General features: G+C 71.2%; 16 protein-coding genes and 1 pseudogene. 7 read left to right on the top strand and 10 right to left on the bottom strand.

Going from position 1 to position 17,733, the window contains the following annotated elements; all coding sequences use genetic code 11:
- Positions 1-114: 114 nt before the first annotated feature.
- Together AB0C26_RS18975 and AB0C26_RS18970 are read left to right on the top strand one after the other, a co-directional pair.
- Complete coding sequence (locus tag AB0C26_RS18975; RefSeq protein WP_360248513.1) at positions 115-609, top strand: GNAT family N-acetyltransferase; 495 nt, start codon at positions 115-117, stop codon at positions 607-609.
- A 107-nt stretch (positions 610-716) separates the two neighbouring features.
- Entirely contained in the window at positions 717-1,457 is a 741-nt protein-coding gene (locus AB0C26_RS18970) for a peptidoglycan DD-metalloendopeptidase family protein (protein ID WP_360248511.1), read from the top strand.
- Positions 1,458-1,485: 28 nt separating this feature from the next.
- Here the strand turns inward: AB0C26_RS18970 and AB0C26_RS18965 are convergent, their stop codons facing one another.
- The 3 genes from AB0C26_RS18965 to AB0C26_RS18955 all read right to left on the bottom strand — a co-directional run bounded on the left by AB0C26_RS18965 (position 1,486) and on the right by AB0C26_RS18955 (position 5,407).
- On the bottom strand, positions 1,486-4,077 hold the full coding sequence (locus AB0C26_RS18965; protein WP_360248509.1) for a tetratricopeptide repeat protein: 2,592 nt from the start codon (positions 4,075-4,077) through the stop codon (positions 1,486-1,488).
- Positions 4,078-4,168: 91 nt separating this feature from the next.
- Positions 4,169-5,122 carry a prolyl aminopeptidase gene (gene pip, locus AB0C26_RS18960; protein WP_360248507.1) on the bottom strand — a complete coding sequence of 318 codons (954 nt, stop codon included), beginning with the start codon at positions 5,120-5,122 and terminating at the stop codon, positions 4,169-4,171.
- A gap of 9 nt (positions 5,123-5,131) precedes the next feature.
- Positions 5,132-5,407, bottom strand: coding sequence for a hypothetical protein (locus tag AB0C26_RS18955; protein WP_360248505.1), 276 nt, complete (start codon positions 5,405-5,407; stop codon positions 5,132-5,134).
- A gap of 400 nt (positions 5,408-5,807) precedes the next feature.
- Here AB0C26_RS18955 and AB0C26_RS18950 point away from each other — a divergent pair.
- Positions 5,808-5,909, top strand: a pseudogene (locus AB0C26_RS18950) (IS5/IS1182 family transposase); the annotation flags it as partial.
- A 441-nt stretch (positions 5,910-6,350) separates the two neighbouring features.
- Here the strand turns inward: AB0C26_RS18950 and AB0C26_RS18945 are convergent.
- From AB0C26_RS18945 to AB0C26_RS18935, 3 genes are all read right to left on the bottom strand, one after another.
- The gene (locus AB0C26_RS18945; protein WP_360248503.1) at positions 6,351-7,292 is read right to left on the bottom strand and encodes a phosphoglycerate dehydrogenase; all 942 of its coding nucleotides are present in this window, start codon (positions 7,290-7,292) and stop codon (positions 6,351-6,353) included.
- 63 nt (positions 7,293-7,355) lie between these two features.
- On the bottom strand, positions 7,356-8,264 hold the full coding sequence (locus tag AB0C26_RS18940; RefSeq protein WP_360248501.1) for an HAD family hydrolase: 909 nt from the start codon (positions 8,262-8,264) through the stop codon (positions 7,356-7,358).
- A 53-nt stretch (positions 8,265-8,317) separates the two neighbouring features.
- Complete coding sequence (locus tag AB0C26_RS18935) at positions 8,318-10,867, bottom strand: LuxR C-terminal-related transcriptional regulator (protein WP_360248499.1); 2,550 nt, start codon at positions 10,865-10,867, stop codon at positions 8,318-8,320.
- Positions 10,868-11,229: 362 nt separating this feature from the next.
- Here AB0C26_RS18935 and AB0C26_RS18930 point away from each other — a divergent pair, with 362 nt between their 5' ends.
- From AB0C26_RS18930 to AB0C26_RS18920, 3 genes are read left to right on the top strand one after another with little or no spacing between them, the layout of a single operon-like run.
- Positions 11,230-11,655 (top strand): hypothetical protein, encoded by a 426-nt coding sequence (locus AB0C26_RS18930; protein WP_360248497.1) that lies wholly within the window; start codon positions 11,230-11,232, stop codon positions 11,653-11,655.
- Between the two features lie 42 nt (positions 11,656-11,697).
- Positions 11,698-11,889 carry a hypothetical protein gene (locus tag AB0C26_RS18925; protein WP_360248495.1) on the top strand — a complete coding sequence of 64 codons (192 nt, stop codon included), beginning with the start codon at positions 11,698-11,700 and terminating at the stop codon, positions 11,887-11,889.
- Between the two features lie 2 nt (positions 11,890-11,891).
- The gene (locus AB0C26_RS18920; RefSeq protein ID WP_360248493.1) at positions 11,892-12,761 is read left to right on the top strand and encodes a YhjD/YihY/BrkB family envelope integrity protein; all 870 of its coding nucleotides are present in this window, start codon (positions 11,892-11,894) and stop codon (positions 12,759-12,761) included.
- Between the two features lie 24 nt (positions 12,762-12,785).
- On the opposite strand, the gene AB0C26_RS18915 is transcribed toward AB0C26_RS18920, so the two are convergent.
- On the bottom strand, positions 12,786-13,007 hold the full coding sequence (locus tag AB0C26_RS18915) for a hypothetical protein (protein ID WP_360248491.1): 222 nt from the start codon (positions 13,005-13,007) through the stop codon (positions 12,786-12,788).
- 95 nt (positions 13,008-13,102) lie between these two features.
- Here AB0C26_RS18915 and lpdA point away from each other — a divergent pair, with 95 nt between their 5' ends.
- Positions 13,103-14,485, top strand: coding sequence for a dihydrolipoyl dehydrogenase (lpdA, locus tag AB0C26_RS18910; protein WP_360248489.1), 1,383 nt, complete (start codon positions 13,103-13,105; stop codon positions 14,483-14,485).
- A gap of 40 nt (positions 14,486-14,525) precedes the next feature.
- On the opposite strand, the gene AB0C26_RS18905 is transcribed toward lpdA, so the two are convergent.
- From AB0C26_RS18905 to AB0C26_RS18895, 3 genes are read right to left on the bottom strand one after another with little or no spacing between them, the layout of a single operon-like run.
- Positions 14,526-15,857, bottom strand: coding sequence for a dipeptidase (locus AB0C26_RS18905; RefSeq protein ID WP_360249983.1), 1,332 nt, complete (start codon positions 15,855-15,857; stop codon positions 14,526-14,528).
- Positions 15,857-16,294 carry a hypothetical protein gene (locus tag AB0C26_RS18900; RefSeq protein ID WP_360248487.1) on the bottom strand — a complete coding sequence of 146 codons (438 nt, stop codon included), beginning with the start codon at positions 16,292-16,294 and terminating at the stop codon, positions 15,857-15,859. The genes AB0C26_RS18905 and AB0C26_RS18900 overlap by 1 nt, the downstream gene beginning before the upstream one ends.
- Positions 16,291-17,733 (bottom strand): APC family permease, encoded by a 1,443-nt coding sequence (locus tag AB0C26_RS18895; RefSeq protein WP_360248485.1) that lies wholly within the window; start codon positions 17,731-17,733, stop codon positions 16,291-16,293. The genes AB0C26_RS18900 and AB0C26_RS18895 overlap by 4 nt, the downstream gene beginning before the upstream one ends.

The raw sequence follows: 17,733 nt of genomic DNA, 5'->3' as shown, positions 1-17,733 counted from the left end.
CCTCATCCGTCGCGGGCCCTCATCGTGCCGCCCCGCTCGGCCGCCCTGCCTCATCTCGCAAGGATGAGAGCCGCTTGCTCGACCGCTGGGCGTTGCCGCCGCTAAGGTCGGCCGATGTCCGACCTGACGCGGCTGCGCCCCGATCACGCCCCCGCGGTTCTGGCCTTCGAGCTGGCGAACCGGGCCTGGTTCGCGGCGTCGATCTCCGATCGCGGCGACGACTTCTTCGACCGGTTCACCGAGCTGTACGAGGCGTCGCTGGCCGAGCAGGAGACCGGTAAGTGCGCCTTCTACGTGCTCACCGACGGCAACGGCGCGATACTGGGCCGCTTCAACCTGTACAACATCGACACCCACAGCGCGGACCTCGGATACCGGGTCGCCCAGCCGGCCACCGGCCGGGGGGTGGCGACAGCAGCCGTCCGCGCCCTGTGCCGTCTGGCGGTGACCGAGCACGGCCTGCGTTCGCTGCGCGCGGCCACCGCCGAGAGCAACGTCGCCTCCCGAACGGTTCTGACCAAGGCCGGCTTCGTCCCCGTCGGCCCGGCCGACCCGTCCCACCTGGGCGGCCAACCCGGCACCTGGTTCCAGCGCGACCTGTCGTCGTAGGGCGTCTCAGTTCGTCTCGATTTTCCCGGCGTCGCGGGCCCGGCTCCAAAACTCGGTGGTACGCGCCGGAAACGATCCGGCCGCGTCGAGATGAGGGACAAGTCGCCATGACGAACGAGGAATTGTTCGCTACCGCGGTCACCGACGAGCCGGACGCCGCGCGGGCGGTCGGAGCCCGGCCTCCCTTCCAGCTTCCGTTCCCCCGCGGGGAACGGTGGCTCGCTCAGACCCGAGCCGACCACAAGCCGAACCCGCACAGCCTCGACCTGTTCCGGGAGGGCGGCGGCTCCAACGGGCGCACGATCCTCGCCTCCGCGTCCGGGCAGGTGGTGAAGGCTCGGCATGAACTCCACGCCGGCTGGATGGTCCGCATCGACCACGGCGGCGGATGGCAGACCCGCTACCTGCACATGATCGAGGAGCCGGCGGTCAAGGAAGGACAGCGGGTGACGCAGGGCCAGCGCATCGGCCGGGTCGGCAGCACCGGCGACAGCGGCGCCCCCCACCTGCTCTACGAGCAGATCGCCGGTGAGAACACGGTCCGGTCCGTCCTTAACGGGGAGCCCGTGCAGGTCCGGGTCGGCCACGGCCAGATCCTGACGAGTCACGCACCGGCCGGTCCGTCGGGCGACGGCACCCTGCAACTCGGCTCGCGCGGGCCCGCGGTGCGCACCCTTCAGGAATCGCTGAACAAGGTGATGAGGGCCGGCCTCGCGGTCGACGGTGAATTCGGCCCGGCGACCGAGGCCGCCGTCAAGGCCTTCCAGCGCAAACGCGGATTGGACCCGGACGGCCTGTACGGGCCGGCGACCGCGGCCGCCCTCCGCGCCGCTCTCGCCGGGCACTGACCGCCGCTCGAGGGCGCGGCCGACTCGGTCATCCGCCGGCTTCGAGTTCGCCGAGGCCGGCGCTGATCGTTTCCGTCTCCGGCCGGCCCAGGTCGGCGAAGAGAGCCCTGGCCCGTAGGTAGTGTTCCTGGGCTCGGACGGTGTCGCCCGCGGCGCGGTAGGCGTTGCCCAGGCCGGCGTGCGCGCGGGCCTGTTCACCGAGGGAGCCGATGTCGACGGCGATGGCATGGGCCGCGGTGTGATGGGTGAGAGCCTCCGCGGCTCGCCCGGCGGCGCAGACGGTCTCGGCGAGACCGTTGTGCGCGGTGGCCTGGCCGTTGCGGTGGCCGATCCCGCGGAAGATGGTCAGGCTCCGGCGGAAGAGCTCGCCGGCCTGGTCGAGCCGGCCGAGGCGGAGGTGGAGCAGTCCGAGGGCGTCGAGCACGCCGGCTTCACCGCTGCGGATGCCGAACCGGGTGACGAGGGCGAGTGCCCGGTACAGGCGGTCGGAGGCCGGCCCGTACTGACCGGACACCGTCTCCAACTCGCCGAGGACACCCGGCGCGTACGCCTCGCCGGCGCCGTGCCCGATCTGCTGGGTGAGGGCCAGTCCTCGCCGGCAGCGCTCGATGGCCTCGGCGGAGCCGTTCAGCTCGTGCAGGGCCCCGCCGAGGCGTACCAGCGCCATCGCCTCACCGGTCCGGTCACCGGCCCGCCGGTGCAGCACCAGCGCCTGCCGGAAATGCTCGACCGCGTCCGCACCGTGCCCGGCGATCCGCGTGACACTTCCGAGTCGATACATGCTCAGTGCCTGGCCGACGAGATCGCCGGTTCGCCGGTACCCGTCGAGCGCCTGCCGGAAGTCCTCGGCGGCTTGACCGGGCCGCCCGAGGCTGGCGCGGGCGATCCCCATGCCGAGCAGGGCGTCGGCCTGGCCCCTGAGGTCACGCAGGCCGCTCGCGGCCCGCAGAGCGCAGGTCTGCACGCTCAGAGCGTCGGCGAAGTAGCCGGTGTTGAGATGCCGGAACAATGCCCTCGCCAGATCGATGCCGTGCCCGGGCCAGCCGTTGCCCGCGGTGTGGGCCGTGACGGCGACGAGGGTGACCCGTTCGGTCTCCAGCCAGGCGATGGCGGCATCGTGACCGGCCACATCGGGGGCGTGTTCGGCAGCCGGCGCGGTCTGCGGCCGATACCGTGCCTCGGCCGGGTACAGCGTGTTCATGGCGGCCGTGGTGGTGGCGAGGTAGTAGCCGAAGAGGCGGGTCAGCGCGTCCCGGCGTTCCGAAGGCGGGTTCTCGTCGTGTGCCCGTACGGCCGCGAAAGCGTGCACGAGATCGTGGAAGGTGTATCGGCCCGGATGCGCCCGCTGGAGAAGGTGTTCGCTGTGCAGGTCGGCCAGCCCCGCCTCGGCGGCCCGCGGGTCGATAGCGGTCAGGGCGGCCGCGGCGTACGCGTCGAAGTCCTCCCCCGGGTGCAGGGCGAGCACGCGCAGCAGCCGCCGCCGATCGGCCGGCAGGCGCCGGTACGACAGGTCGAGGGCCAGTTCGACGCCGGCGTCGAGACGGCATTCGCGGTGACGTTCGTCGAGCCGGTCGGCGTGATCCGTCAAGGTCCATCCCGGCATGGCCCGGATGTGCCCGGCGATCAGGGTCAGGGCCAGCGGAAGGCGCCCGCAGCGCCGGGCGATCCGGTCGAGGGCGCCGGGATCCGCGCCGGCGGGCACCTCGGGGACGGCCTCGGCCAGGAACGTGGTCGCCTCGGCCGAGTTGAGCACGTCGATGGTCAGCCGGGCCGCGGGGCGCAGCCCGGCGAGGCCGCATCGGCTGGTGACCAGCGTCAGGCATCCGGGGCCGGCCGGCATCAGCGGACGGACGTGCTCGGCGGAGGCGGCGTTGTCCAGGATGACCAGGACCCGCTGACCGGCGAGGCACCTGCGGTAGGCGGCGACCCGGGCGCCGAGACCGTGCGGGATCTGATAGCCGTTCATGCCGATCAGGCGGAGGAAACCGTCGAGCACGGCGGCAGGATCGGCGGGTGGCTGGTTCGGGTCGGGGTGGAAGCCGCGCAGATTGACGAAGAGCACCCGATCGAACGGCTCCCGCTGATGGAGCACGTGTCCGGCGTGGATGGCCAAGCGAGTCTTACCCACCCCCGCCATTCCCTCGATCGCCGCCACCACGGGCTCACCGGCCCGCGCGGCGCGGCGCAGGGCGGCGCGAAGCCGGCGCAGTTCATCGGACCGGCCGGTGAACCGGGCGAGGTCGGGCGGCAGGCTGCCGTGCACGCGGACCTGGGACGCCGCCTGCGACTCCCCGTCGACCACGCGCATGGCTTGACGCCACTGCGCCACATAGCCGGGATCGGCGTGCAGCGCCTGGACGACGGCGAGGACGAGGTCGGTGTTCAGCCGCCGCCGGCCGGGCCGGAAACAGTGGGCGACGGTGGGCTTGTGCGTCAGCTCCCCGGCCGGCCGCCCGGCCGAGGCCCACGCCGCGTTCACGCGGTCCTTGATGACGGCGTACGACGGATTGCCGGCCCACGTTTTCAGCAGCCGCAGCCGCTCCACCAGGTCGTCGACGCTGACTGCCCGCGTGGGATCGGGCAATGCGGTGAAGGCCGGCCGTTTCTCCGACAGCACCATCCACCCACCCCGCAAGACTACTTTGAGTGACTACTCACTCATTCTGAGTGGCGAGAGGGGTGAATGGTGTCCGCCAGACGACAGGCCCGCGTCAGCGCTCCGCGAAGCTGTCCGTGCTGCTGATCAGGTGATGGGTGATGCCCGGCTCGAGCGACGAGTGACCGGCGTCCGGCACCATGTGCAGCGTGGCCTCGGGCCAGCGGCGGGTGAGGTCGTACGCGGTCACCGGCGGGCAGCACAAGTCGTAGCGGCCCTGAATGATGGTGGCCGGCAGGTGCCGGATGCGGTCCACGCCGTCCAGGAGCTGGTTCTCCGACTCGAAGAAACCGCCGTTGACCGCGTAGTGCGCGAGGATCCGCGCGGCCGGCAGCACAGTCGAGTCGGCGGTCAGCGACGCGATCAAGCCGGGATCCGGAGTCAGCGTCGAATTGACCGCCTCCCACCGCATCCAAGCGTCGGCACACCGCCGCGCCACCTCGGAATCCTCGCCGGCGAGCCGCCGGTAGTAGGCCATCAGAATGTCGTCGCGCTCCGCGACCGGGATCGGCGCGACGAACCGCTCCCACTCCTCCGGTTGCAGGTTGTGCAGCCCACTCTGGTAGATCCAGTCCCGCTCGCTGCGCCGCACCAGAAAGATCCCCCGCAGGATCAGCCCCGTCACCCGGGAGGGATGAGCCTGCGCGTAGGCCAGCCCGAGCGTCGACCCCCACGACCCACCGAACACGAGCCAGGCGTCAACCCCGAGCCACCCGCGCACCCTCTCCAGGTCCGCCACCAGATGCCAGGTGGTGTTCTCCCGCAACTCCCCCATCGGCGTGCTGCGCCCGGCCCCCCGCTGCTCCGGCAGAATGATCCGATACCGCCCCGGATCGAAGAACCGCCGCATCACCGGCGTGATGCCACTCCCCGGCCCACCGTGCACGAAGACCACCGGAATCCCCGCCGGATTCCCCGCTTCCTCCACATAGACCCGATGCCCACCGCCCACGTCGAAGCGATGAGCAGCGTACGGCTCGACAGCCGGATAAAGCCCCCGCGTCTCCACCACCAGACTCTAGAACTCGCCCACCCCGGGATGCGCCCCCGGATAGAGGTAGGCGTCCTCGACCGGAGAAGCCCCCGTACCAGCCCCCGCGTTGCCGCCGCCCAGCCGGAGAGTGGCAGCGCACAGCGTCACACCACCCAGCAGGACAGCCAGCATCCCAGCGCCGACCCGCTGCACGACCGTCTCCTCGCCCAGGCCGGCAACAGTCACCGCCCCCGAGAAGACCAGCAGGGCCCCCACAAGAAAGGCGACCCCCACGACATAGCCCCCGACTACAGCAGCCACAGCCCCACGGCGCTCCATCCACCGATGCTAGGTGCCGCCCGTCCCCACGAACAAGCCGCTGATCGTCCTCGCGGTTCCACCAGGTACGCCGGCAAACCTCGTTGCCTTCCGGGTCGGCCTACTCGGCCGAGCGTAGCGGCAGCGAGGCGACACGACCTGACCGACCTGCAGTGGGCGACGCTGGAACCGTTGCTGCCTGCCGGAACGGGCCGTGATCGGCCGCGCAGGTGGGCGGCCGGACCACCAAAACCCATCTGGTCTGCGAGCAAGGCCGCAGAATGATGGCCGCTGTGGTCACCGCCGGGCAACGCGGCGACAGCCCTCATTTCATCACCGTGCCGGCCAAACTTCGGTGGCCCGCACCGGCGCCGGCCTGCGCCGTCACGGTATCGCCGCGCGCATTCCGAGCAAGAGCGACCAGGACGCCCACCGCAAAGCCAAAGGGTCGAAGGGCGGACGCCCGCCCGCCATCAACCAATGGCTCCGAGCCCTACGAAACACGGGCTGGTCGCCGCACTGCCGGGCCGAACACCGCCTTCCAGAACGGCATCACCCGTTTGCTGTCCGGCGTGTCCAAGCCCGAAGACCGGGCCGCTCGCCGAGCGCAGGCCGACGTCCGAAAGGTGGCCGACCCGCTCGGCGGGGGCGACGAACGCCGGCCCGCCCGCGAAGTCCGGCGTGGCGATCCCAGTCCAAGGCTGTCGCAGAATTCAGCCAAGAAGAGCGCAACCGGCCTGGAATGGCCGACCAGCCCCCCCACCCACCTCCGCAAGGTGACCCCCGGCCGAGCCCGGCACCCCAGAGTCCAGTGACCCACCCGTACCCGCAGCTCGATACCCGGCAAGGCCGGGGGCGGAGGGTGGCCGCTCACGGCGTAAAGCGCTCCCCAGCCAGCCGAGAGCGGCCGCCCTCCGCCCCCGGCCGTCCACCGCAAGAACGACGCCTACCGTTCCACCACGTTCTTCAAGGCCCCCGAGGAGAGAAACGCCGAAAGATTGGACAGCACCAACTCAGCCGCCCCCACCGGCCGCCCACCCGCCGCATGCGGCGTGATGATCACGTTCGGCTCATCCCACAACGGCGACGACACCGGCAGCGGTTCGGTCTCGAAGACGTCCATCGCCGCCCCACCCAGACGCCCCGCCCGCAGCGCCGCCAGCAGCGCGCTCTCGTCCACCACCGACCCCCGCCCCACGCTGATCAGCCATGCTCGGGCCGGCAGCAGCGCCAGCACCGAGGCGTTCACCGCGTGCCGAGTCGAAGCCGTAGCCGGCAGGATCGAGATCAGCACATCGGTCTCCGGCAGCAGCGACGGAAACTCGTCTTCCGTCACCACCTCGAAGCCGTGCCGCTTGCCCGCGCTCCGCGCCACCCCCGTGACCGTCGCCCCCAGCGCCGTCAGGTACGGCGCCAGCGTCGCCGCGATCCCCCCGAACCCCCAGATCACCACGCGCGCGTCCCGCAACGTGCGGAACGCGGTCGGGTCGTGCACCGGCTGGTTGCCGCCCAGTTCCCGCGCCCACCGGTGCCCCACCTGCGCCCGTACCAGCAAATTCAGCCGCCGCGCCGCCGCCAGCGTCAGCCCCAGCGTGTGTTCCGCGACCGTCAGGTCGTGCAGTCCCGCCCCCGATGTGATCACGACGTCGGGCCCGAAGCCCGCCGCCAGCACCGCGTCCGGCCCCGCCGCCAGCGTCTGCACCCAGCGCACCGCGGTCAGCCGCGCCGCCGTGTCGCGCAGCTGCTCGGCCGTGTTGCCCCACACCACTATCGCCTCGGCGCCGGTCTGGTCGTCGCTGAGCGGCTTGTCGACCGCGTACTCGGAGGTTGTCACGCCCGAGGGCAGGGAGAGGTCCAGCGTGATGCTGTCCGGGATCAGGAGCTTCATGGTCCCAAACCTAACCTCGGGTGCGCGGGGATCGCCCTCCCCGCGCACCCTCGGTTTCCCCCCTCACCGTGGGCCGAAGACCTGTGACCAGTCTCCGGCCATGCTGACGGCCACCCAGTTCTCCGCCTCCGCCGCCGCGATGGCCTCCCCCGCGCCGGCCGTGTACGCGAACTCGCGCTTCGCGTCGTCGTGGACCACCACGATGCGCAGCGGGTCGCGGCGCCCCCCGCCCGCCGCCCGCAGCATCGGCAGGTCGCCGTTGGCGTTGCCCGCGGCCAGGATCGGGTGGCGCCCCACGCGGCTCCAGATGCGCACCGGCTTGGCCGGGCCGTCGTCGAAGACGTCCAGCCGGGCCGTGTGCACGATCCGGCCGTCGCGGTATTCGAGCGCCACCGAGCTGCCGATCACCCGGTCGGCCGGGATGCCGTACACGTCCGCGCTGACCGTGCGCAGGAAATCGCGTCCTCCCCCGGTCGCGATGTAGCAGCTGAAGCCGTTCGCCATCAGGTAGTCGATGAGCTCCCGCATCGGCACGTAGGCCGTGTCGACGTACGGCCGGTCGAGGGTCGGGTGTTCGCATTTGACGAGGAAGTCCCGGGCCAGTTCGGCGAATTCGTCGACAGTCGTCCCCTCGTACGCCTGCAACAATCCCGCCGCCATCTCCCGCAGATCGGCGTCGTCGCCCTGGTAGTGCTTGGTGATCGCCCCGCCCAGCCAGTCGTGGTCCCTTTCCGCCACCGCCTTGAACGGCTGCCGGCTGCGCAGCGCCGGATAGCGGCCGGCCAGCTCACCGATGCGGCGCAGCAGGAAGTCGGCCTGCACGGGCAGCGGTTTCTCGCACCACAGCGTGCCGTCGTTGTCGAAGACCGCGATGCGGTCCTCCGGTGGGATCCCGGCCACCGCCACCGCGACGAACTCGAGGATCCGCTGTCTCGACGGGGTTTCCCGCCACGAGGGGAGGACGGACGTCATGTCGTTCACCATTTCGCCTGAGCTCACGCCGGTCGTCACCCTCGCCGGATGAGCTACAACAGACCCAGGTCACGGGCCCGGCGGACCGCCTCGTTGCGCCGGGTCGCGGCCAGTTTCCGGAGCACGCCGCGGACGTGGGTCTTGACCGTGTTCACCGAGACGTACATGGTGCGGGCGATCTCCTCGGTGGAGAACAGCTGCGCCAGGTAGCCCAGGACTTCGGTCTCCTTGGCGGTGAGCGGTTCGACCATGACCGGGGCCGCCGGGACCGCCGGGGGCGGCGGCGCGGCGGGAACCGGCACGCTTGCGGGGCGCGGGGTCACACCGAGCCAATCATGTCGTACGGCGAGGTCGCGGTCCTCGCGCAGGAAGCGCCGCACCGGGGCCGCCATCTCGAGCATCGGCCGCCGAAGGCGTTCACTTTCGGCCAGGGCCAGCGCCCGGTGCAGGGCGCGCCGGGCCCGGTCGCGGTGCCCGTCGGTCAGCTCGGCCGCGGCCGTGACCAGCCAGCCGTCGACCCGCACGTCCAGCGGCAGGCCGGGCCGTTCGCCGAGCGCCGCCACGATGCCCCGGGCCCTGGTCGTCTCGCCCGCCGCCACCGCGGCCGTCGCCTCGGCGATGGCGTGCTGCGCGGTCGTGCCGCCGGCCGCGGGCGGCCGGCCGGGGGTGAGCAGCGCGTCGCGGGTCAGCGTGAGCATTTCGGTGAGCCACTGTGGCATGGCGCCGGCCGGCGCGGCCGCAAGGGCCTCGGCCGCCCGGGCGGTGTCGCCGCCGCCGCGGTGCACGCGGGCCCGCACCAGTGCCAGCAGGCCGGCCAGGAGGGCGTCCGGGCGCTCGTCGAGGCGGGCCGCCGCCTGTTCGGCGTGGACCCGGGCCGCGGTGAGGTCGTACTCCTCGCTGTGCACCCAGGCCAGGGCCAGGTCGGCCGCCGCGTCGCCGGGCCCGTCGTCGGGGCCGGTGCGGTCCAGGGCCCGGCGGGCGTGTTCGTTGGCCCGGCGCAGGCGGCCGCAGAGCGCTTCGGCCAGGGCGAGCCGGCCGAGCACTTCGCCGCCGTCGTTCTCGGACGGTTGCAGCACCGCGCAGGCGCCGGTCAGGTCGTGCCGCCAGAGCAGGCTCTCGGCCCGGGCCAGGCGGATCAGCGAGGCCAGGGCCGGTGGTACGGCGACTCCGGTGACCAGGGCCTCGTCGAGCATCCGCCAGGCGATCTCGGCCGAGGCGGCCAGATCGTCGGGCCGGCCGTGCCGGCGGGCCCGGGCCACGTCGACGGCGGCCAGGCTCAGCGGCAGGCGGACGTCGTGCCCGCCGGCCATCTCGCCGGCCCGCAGCAGGTGTTTGGCGCAGGCCTCGGGGTCGTCGAGGTAGTGGGCGACGGCCGCGGCGACGACAGCGGCCTCGGGCCGGTCGAGGTCGGGCGGCAGGGCGGTGAAGCGGGCGGCGCCGTGGCCGTCCAGCAGGTCGGTGATGCCGAGGCTGCGTACCACCGAGGTGGCCGCCAGCAGCCATTCCCCGGCGAGCAGGGCGTGCGGCAGCGCCTCGGCGTAGCGGTCGAAGCCGGCGTACCAGCGGGCGGCCCGGCGGTGCAGGCCGGTGACGCGGTCGACCGGTCCCTCGCTCAGGGCGGTCAGCAGCACCTCGCGGATCTGCGGGTGATGCACGTAGGTCCGCTCGCCGCCGGCGGTGGCGGTCACGAAGACGCCCTGCCGGGCAAGGCGGTCCAGCACCTGCGCGGCGTCGCGGCGGACGCTGAGCTCGACGGCCAGCCCGGCCGGCAGCCGCTCGGCCACACACGTGCGCAGCAGCAGCTCACGGGTCGCGGCGGTCTGCTCGCCGAGCAGTTCGCCGCGGATGTATTCGGCGAGTTCGTCCTTCTTGTCCCCCGACATGGGCAGAGCCCGGGCTTCGAGCCGCAGCGCGGCGGCCCAACCGTGCGTCTGTTCGGTCAGCTCGGCCACGGAGTTCGGGTCGAGCCGGGCGCCGTGCGCGGTGAGCAGCGCGTCCGCCTCGGCCGGGGTGAAGGCCAGCTCGTCGTGGCGGATCTCGGTGATCGATCCGGCCAGCCGGTAGCGGTGCAGCGGCAGCGGCGGATCGGTGCGGCCGACCAGGACGCAGCGCAGCCCGGGCCCGCAGTGTTCGACCAGGAAGTGCAGACCGTCCAGGATGGACGCCCGGGTCAGCGCGTGCACGTTGTCGAGGATCAGCACCACCGGCTCGTCCTGGGCCGACAGGGCGACCACGAGCCGGACCAGGAAGGACCGTTTTGCGCCCTCGCGCCACTGGCTGGTCACGTGCACACCGGCTCGCTGGAGCGCGGCCAGCACGTACGACCAGAACGTCTCGGGCCGGTCGTCGTCCGGTTCCAGCGTCAGCCACGCGACCCGGCCGCCGGCGTGCCCGCTGGCCGTCCAGTCGGCGACCAGGCTGCTCTTGCCCGATCCGGCTGGTCCGGTCACGACGGTGAGACCGCGAGCCGGCCCGGCGTCGAGCCGTTCACGCAGCCGTTCGCGAACCACCCACCACGGCGGGAGACCCGGCGGCTCCAGTTTGATCGTCATGATCGGCTCGCCGTCGGTCGTCGTCAGCTCGGTAGCGATCTCCCCATGCATCAATGACCCCCATATGCGATCGCCCCGCCTGTACGCATCGGTGTCACCCGGGCACATCGCGGCCTGCCCACGGGGACTCCGGTGTCTACGCAGAGTTTTCTCCCGATCATCAACAGTCACATCACCCGACCTGGGTGATTCCGTAGATGGATGACCGGAGTGGATAGTGGCCAGGTCATGAACCAGGCTCACCGCGGCCGAACAGCGGGTGCTGCCGCTCCGGCCGACCGACCTCACCCCTCAACCGGATCGCCGGCGAGCTCCGGCTCTCCCGCCTAGGGACGCGAGCTCGGCCCGCGACTGAGCCGGGCTCATTCCTCGCGGGTGAGGTCGCGAGGCGTACGGCGGCTCACCCTGAGGTCATGTCCGTACAGAATCGCCCGACCGGGGCCACCGCATGGGCGGGCTGGGTCGTGTTCGCCGCGGTGCTGCTCGCCATCGTCGGCATTCTCCAGGTCACGCTGGGTGTCCTGGCGCTGTTCCGGCACGAGTTGTTCGCCATCGACGAGTCCCGGCTGCTGGTCGCCACGAGCTGGACGGCGTGGGGCTGGACCCATCTGATCATCGGCACCGTGCAGATCGTCGTCGGTCTCGGCCTGCTCGCCGGCACGAGCTGGGGACGGATCTTCGCGATCGTGCTGGCGTTCCTGAGCTCGCTGACCAACCTGGCCTTCCTCGCCGCGTTCCCGGTGTACGCCGTCCTGATCATCTCCTTCAACATGATCACGATCTACGCCGTCACCGCGCACGGCCGAGAGGTCCGGCCCGACTACGACGCCCATCCTTAGCGGATGAGGCATTCCGGGCGTCCGCGATCGGAGGATTCAGCCATGACGAAGTCTCGGAAGAAGAGCAAGGGGAAGTCGCGCCGGCCCGCCCTGATCGCCGCGGCCGGGGTGGCCGCCGCGAGCGCGGCCGCGGTGGTGATCGGCCGCCGGAAGAAGAGCCGCGCCGAGTCGGAGCCCGCGGCCGAGGCCGGCACGGCCACGCCGCTTGCCCCGGTGAGCACCGACAGCCGCTGACGGTGACGACCCGGCCGGTGCTCAGCGCGCCGCGCTGGGCGGAAGCCCTGTGGTCGTGGGCGTCCACCCGCTGGCCCGGCCGGGTCGGCCTCGGCACCCTCGCGGTCATCGTCCGCCTCGAGATCTTCGATCGCGCCATGACGCTGGCCGCGCAGCTCTTCACCTCCATCTTCCCGCTCCTGATCATGATGGCGGTGCTGCTCGGCCGGACCTTCGACGAGAAGCTGGCCGAGGTCGTGAAGGTGCCCGACGAGGTGGCGAAGGTGCTGAACGAGGCCATCTCGGGCAGCAGCGTCAACGCGTTCGGCCTGGTCGGCGCCCTGATCGTGCTGGTCTCCACGACCAGCCTGGCCCGGGCCTTCACCCGCGCCTACGCGACGATCTGGGGCCGGCCCCGCCCGCGCAGCAACCCCCGGCACGCCTGGCGATGGCTGGTGGCGGTCCTGGTGCTGGCGTTCAGCGTGGTGGTGATCCGGCTGCTGGAGCGGGCCGCGTGGGAGGCCCCCGCCCCGTACTTCACCGTGGCTCTGGTGACCCTGATCGCGGATTTCGGCGGCGCGCTGTTCCTGCCGTGGGTGCTGACCGCCCGGCAGATCCCGGCCCGGCTGCTCGCGCCCGGCGCGCTTCTGTACGCGGCCGCCATGCTGATCCTGCGGCCGGCCGGCGCGTTCTACCTGCCGCACGCGCTGGACGTGAGCGCGGCCCGCTTCGGCACGATCGGCGTCGCCTTCACCTACATCGGCTGGCTGTACGTGCTCTCGTTCGCCTACCTTCTGACGGCCGCCGCCGGCCAGGTGATCGCCACCGACCCCGGCCGGCTGGGCCGGTGGATCCGCGGCATCCGTTCAGCCCGTCCTTCACCGACGGCCTGACCCGGCCGCGGCTGATCGCGGCAACTACTGCTGACGGCCGTATTTCGCGCGCAGCTGGTCGAGCTTGTCCCGGTCGTCGACCCACTCCCGCACCAGGCCGCAAGTCAGGCAGATCAGCCGGGCGAACAGGATGAGGCGCAGGGCGTTGACCGGCACCCCGCTGGCCCCCTGCCCGGCGGCCGTACTCGGCGGGATCCGGATGATGTCATCCTGTCCGCAGTTCGGGCACACACCGAAAGCGCTCACCCCGCGATCGTCCGCCACGTGGTCGACACAGCGACCGGCGGGTTGATCGGCGCTGTCGGAGCGGGCGAGGCGGGCGGCGTCGATAGGCTTGGTGGGTGAGTCATTTTGATGTTCTTGTCCTCGGTGCCGGGCCCGGGGGATATGTCGCAGCCATCCGCGCGGCGCAGCTCGGCAAGACCGTGGCCGTGGTCGAGCACAAATACTGGGGTGGGGTCTGCCTCAACGTGGGCTGCATCCCGTCCAAGGCGCTGCTGCGCAACGCCGAGATCGCGCACATCATCACGCACGAGAAGAAGACGTTCGGGATCGAGGGGGACGCCACCATGTCCTTCCCGCCGACCCATCAGCGCAGCCGCAAGGTGGCCGAGGCCAGCGCCAAGGGCGTCCACTTCCTGATGAAGAAGAACGCGATCACCGAGATCAACGGCTGGGGCACGCTGACCGGGCCGAAGTCGATCGACGTGGACGGCGAGCAGCACACGTTCGACAACCTGATCATCGCCACCGGCGCCACCGTGCGGATGCTGCCGGGCATGGCGACCAGCCAGAACGTGGTGACGTACGAGGAGCAGATCCTCGACGAGAAGCTGCCCGGCTCGATCATCATCGGTGGTTCGGGCGCGATCGGCGTCGAGTTCGCCTATGTGATGGCCAACTTCGGCGTGGACGTGACGATCGTCGAGTTCCTCGACCGGATGGTGCCCACCGAGGACGCCGATGTGTCCAAGGAACTGCTCAAGCACTACCGCAAGCTGGGCGTCAAGGTCCTGCTGAGCACCAAGGTGGAGCAGGTCGAGGACACCGGCACGGGCGTACGGGTCACGGTGAGCCCGGCCGGCGGCGGCGAGGCGAAGGTGCTCGAGGCCGACCGGATGCTGGCCGCGTTCGGTTTCGCCCCGCGCACCGAGGGCTACGGGCTGGACGCGGCCGGGGTGAAGCTGACCGACCGCGGCGCCATCGAGGTCGACGCCCGGGGCCGGACGAACGTCGAGGGCGTGTACGCCATCGGCGATGTGACCGCGAAGCTGATGCTGGCGCACACCGCCGAGGCGATGGGTGTGGTGGCGGCCGAGACGATCGCCGGCGCCGAGACCCAGGAGATCGACTTCGACATGATCCCGCGGGCCACGTTCTGCCAGCCGCAGATCGCCTCGTTCGGCTACTCCGAGGAGCAGGCCCGGGCCAAGGGGTACGACGTCAAGGTCGCCCAGTTCCCGTTCTCGGCCAACGGCAAGGCCCGCGGCATGGCCGAGACGGCCGGCTTCGTCAAGATCGTCGCCGACGCCGAGCACAACGAGCTCATCGGCGCCCACCTGATCGGCCCCGAGGTCACCGAGCTGCTGCCGGCCCTCACCCTGGCCCAGATGTGGGACCTGACAGCCGACGAGGTGGCCCGCAACGTCTTCGCCCACCCGACCCTGTCCGAGGCGGTCAAGGAGGCCATCGAGGGCATCGCCGGCCACATGATCAACCTCTGATGACGAGCCCGGCCTCCCATGTGGGAGGCCGGGCTCGCGCCTACTTCCGGTACGACTGGAGGAACAGCGCCTCGGCGTGGGCCAGGGCGGCGATCTCGGCCGGGTCGACGCTCTCGTTGGGGGCGTGGATCAGGGCCTGGGGCTCCTCCACGCCCATCAGGATGATCTCGGCGTCGGGATAGGTGTCGGCGAAGACGTTGCACAGCGGGATGGAGCCGCCCTGCCCCAGGGTGGTCATGTCGCGGCCGAAGGCCTCCTTCATGGCCGCCGACAGGGCCTGGTAGGCCGGGCCGCCGGTCCGGGCCTCGAAGGGCTGGCCGATGGCCTCCTTCTCCACGGTGACCCGCACGCCCCACGGGGCGGCGGCGTGCAGCTGGGCGATCAGGGCGTCCTGGGCCTTCACCGCGTCGGTGCCGGGCGGGACGCGCAGGTTGAGCCGGGCCCGGGCGTGCGGCTGGATCGCCGCGGCCGAGCCGACCACCGGCGGAGCGTCGATGCCGAGGACCGTGACCGCGGGGCGGGCCCAGATCATGTCCGACACCGTGCCGTCGCCGAGCAGGCCCACGCCGGGGAGCAGGCCGGAGTCGGAGCGGAACTGGTCGGTCGGGTACGGCGCGCCCGTCCAGGTCTGCGTATGGTCGAGTCCCGCGATCGTCGTGTTGCCCGATTTGTCGCGCAAAGACGATAATATCTGGATCAGTCCCGCCAGGGCATCCGGCGCCGCGCCTCCGAACATTCCGGAGTGGAGCTCGCCGGAGAGCGTGTTCACGGTGACGACTACATTGACCAGACCCCGCAACGTAACGGTAGCGGCGGGCACGCCTACGGCCGCGTTTCCGGTGTCGCAGACCAGGATCGCGTCGGCCGACAGCAACGGGGGGTGGCGAGCGACGAAGTCCTCGAGGCCGCCCGTGCCCTGCTCCTCGGAGCCTTCCACGATGAGCTTCAGGTTCACCGGAAGGTCGGGGCCCAGGGCGCGCAACGCCGTCAGGTGCATGACGATGTTGCCCTTGCAGTCGGCCGCGCCCCGGCCGTACCAGCGCCCGCCCGACTCGGTCAGCTCGAACGGCGGCGTCCGCCAGGCGTCCTCGTCGAGCGGGGGCTGCACGTCGTAGTGCGCGTACAGCAGCACCGTCGGCGCGTCCGGGACGCTTGACGCCCGTACGCCGTAAACAGCGCGGCTCCCGTCCGATGTCTCCTTCAGCGCCAGGTCGGTGAAGCCGACCTCGGCGAAGTTGTCCACCACCCACTGGGCCGCCCGCGCGCACTCCGACGCCGGATACTGCCGCGGGTCGGCGACCGAGCGGATGGACACCAGCTCGGCGAGGTCCGTACGGGCCCGGCCCATCAGTTCGTCGATCTGTGCACGCATCACGCCGCCGCCACGTCGTCGAGCTTGAGGTCGTCGATGACCTTCTGGAAGTCCTCCACGTACTGCGGGCAGTAGACCTTGATGATCATCAACTGGCCCTGTACGGCTTTGTTGTCCGCGATCACCGGCCGCTGCCCGGGCCCGGCGGCCCCGTTGGTGAGCAGGCCGTAGAGGGTGGCCCGCCGCAGCGCGTTGCCCGGGTTGTCGCAGACCGCGCCGCCGTCGTCGCCCAGGACCCGGACGATCTGATCGGTCGGGGGAACCCGCATGCCGGCGGCCGACAGCTGTGACTGGAGCTCCTGCGCCTTCTCCTGCGCCTGCCGCGACTCGTGGGCGCTGCTGAAGGCGAACAGCGCCGTGCCGAACAGCACGAGGAAGACGATGCCGAGCACGATGTACGTGACGGTGTTGCTCTTGTGCTGGACCGAGACGTTCATGCGGGGGCCTCCTCGGTCTTCCAGGACGGCTTGCGCGAGCGGTAGAACAGATACGGCACGAGCAGACCCAGCCCGAGCGCGCCGCCGGCCACGATCGCCAGGTAGGCGGCGACGTTGCCGTCACCGAACTGGGATGACGGCACGAATCCGATGAGCAGCGCCGCCAGCGAGGCGGCGAAGCCGACGCCGCACAGGCCGGTCAGCATGGGAGCCCGGTAGCCGCGCGGGTGGTCGGGGTTGTTGCGGCGCAGCCGCACCGCGGCCACGAACATCAGCAGGTACATGATCAGGTAGACCTGGGTGGTGATCACCGAGAAGATCCAGTACACGCTGGAGACGTCCGGGATCAGCGCGTAGGCCAGGGCGATGACCGTGGTGACCAGGCCCTGGGTGACCAGGATGTTCTGCTGCACGCCGTGCTTGTTGAGCTTCTGCAGGAACGGCGGAAGGTAGCCCTCCTGGCGCGAGATCAGCAGCAGGCCCCGGGACGGGCCGGCCAGCCAGGTGAGCATGCCGCCGAGCGACGCGGCCACCAGCATGACGCCCAGGATCGGGGTGAGCCACTGCGAGTCGAACGCGGCGAACACGGCGTCGAAGGCCTGCATGACACCGGCCGTGAGCGACAGCTGGTCGGCCGGAACGATCCAGCTGATGGCCAGCGCGGGCAGGATGAAGATGAGCAGCACGAGACCCATGGCCAGGAACATCGCCCGGGGGAACTCGCGGCCGGGCTTGCGCAGCGAGGACACGTGCACCGCGTTCATCTCCATGCCCGAGTAGGACAGGAAGTTGTTGACGATGAGCACGAGGCTGGACAGGCCGGCCCACGCCGGGAGCAGGTTGTCGGCGGTCATCGGGGCGGCCGACTCGTTGCCCTGTCCCAGGAACGCGATGCCCAGGATCACCAGCAGGGTGCCCGGGATCAGCGTGCCGATGACCAGACCGGCGCTGGCCAGGCCGGCCACGCCGCTGGTGCCGCGCGACGAGACCCAGACGCCGGTCCAGTAGCAGACCATGATGACGATCGCGGTCCAGACGCCGCTGGAGGCCAGATCCGGGTTGATGACGTAGGCCAGGGTGCTGGCGACGAAGCCCAGCAGGCTCGGATAGTAGAAGATGGTCATCGCGAACTGGCACCACACCGCCAGGAAGCCCATCGGCTTCGAGATGCCCTCGCTCACCCACTTGTAGACCCCGCCGTTCCAGCCGGAGGCGAGCTCCGCCGAGACCAGCGCGGTCGGCAGCAGGAACACGATGGCCGGAAGCAGGTAGAGGAAGATGCTGGCCAGTCCGTAGACCGCCATGGTCGGGGCCGGCCTCAGGCTGGCCACCGAACTCGTCGTCATCAGGGCAAGTGCGACCCAGGAGATGTATCTGACCGCCTGCTGGGTTTTCGCGGCCCTGTCGCCCGTGTTGGCGGGCACATCCGTCGCGCTCAT

The organism is Actinoplanes sp. NPDC048796, assembly GCF_040650035.1.
Taxonomy (GTDB): domain Bacteria; phylum Actinomycetota; class Actinomycetes; order Mycobacteriales; family Micromonosporaceae; genus Actinoplanes.
The sequence above is the reverse complement of the archived record's forward strand: the minus strand, read 5'-3'. Positions and strand labels throughout refer to the sequence as shown.

Excerpts from the sequence above, each read along its gene's own strand:
- AB0C26_RS18930 (WP_360248497.1), top strand. The coding sequence starts at position 11,230 with ATGTCCGTACAGAATCGCCCGACCGGGGCCACCGCATGGGCGGGCTGG.
- AB0C26_RS18940 (WP_360248501.1), bottom strand. The coding sequence starts at position 8,264 with ATGACGTCCGTCCTCCCCTCGTGGCGGGAAACCCCGTCGAGACAGCGG.
- AB0C26_RS18900 (WP_360248487.1), bottom strand. The coding sequence starts at position 16,294 with ATGAACGTCTCGGTCCAGCACAAGAGCAACACCGTCACGTACATCGTG.
- AB0C26_RS18945 (WP_360248503.1), bottom strand. The coding sequence starts at position 7,292 with ATGAAGCTCCTGATCCCGGACAGCATCACGCTGGACCTCTCCCTGCCC.
- AB0C26_RS18895 (WP_360248485.1), bottom strand. The coding sequence starts at position 17,733 with ATGAGCGCGACGGATGTGCCCGCCAACACGGGCGACAGGGCCGCGAAA.
- AB0C26_RS18975 (WP_360248513.1), top strand. The coding sequence starts at position 115 with ATGTCCGACCTGACGCGGCTGCGCCCCGATCACGCCCCCGCGGTTCTG.
- AB0C26_RS18970 (WP_360248511.1), top strand. The coding sequence starts at position 717 with ATGACGAACGAGGAATTGTTCGCTACCGCGGTCACCGACGAGCCGGAC.
- AB0C26_RS18965 (WP_360248509.1), bottom strand. The coding sequence starts at position 4,077 with ATGGTGCTGTCGGAGAAACGGCCGGCCTTCACCGCATTGCCCGATCCC.
- AB0C26_RS18925 (WP_360248495.1), top strand. The coding sequence starts at position 11,698 with ATGACGAAGTCTCGGAAGAAGAGCAAGGGGAAGTCGCGCCGGCCCGCC.
- AB0C26_RS18905 (WP_360249983.1), bottom strand. The coding sequence starts at position 15,857 with ATGCGTGCACAGATCGACGAACTGATGGGCCGGGCCCGTACGGACCTC.
- AB0C26_RS18935 (WP_360248499.1), bottom strand. The coding sequence starts at position 10,867 with ATGCATGGGGAGATCGCTACCGAGCTGACGACGACCGACGGCGAGCCG.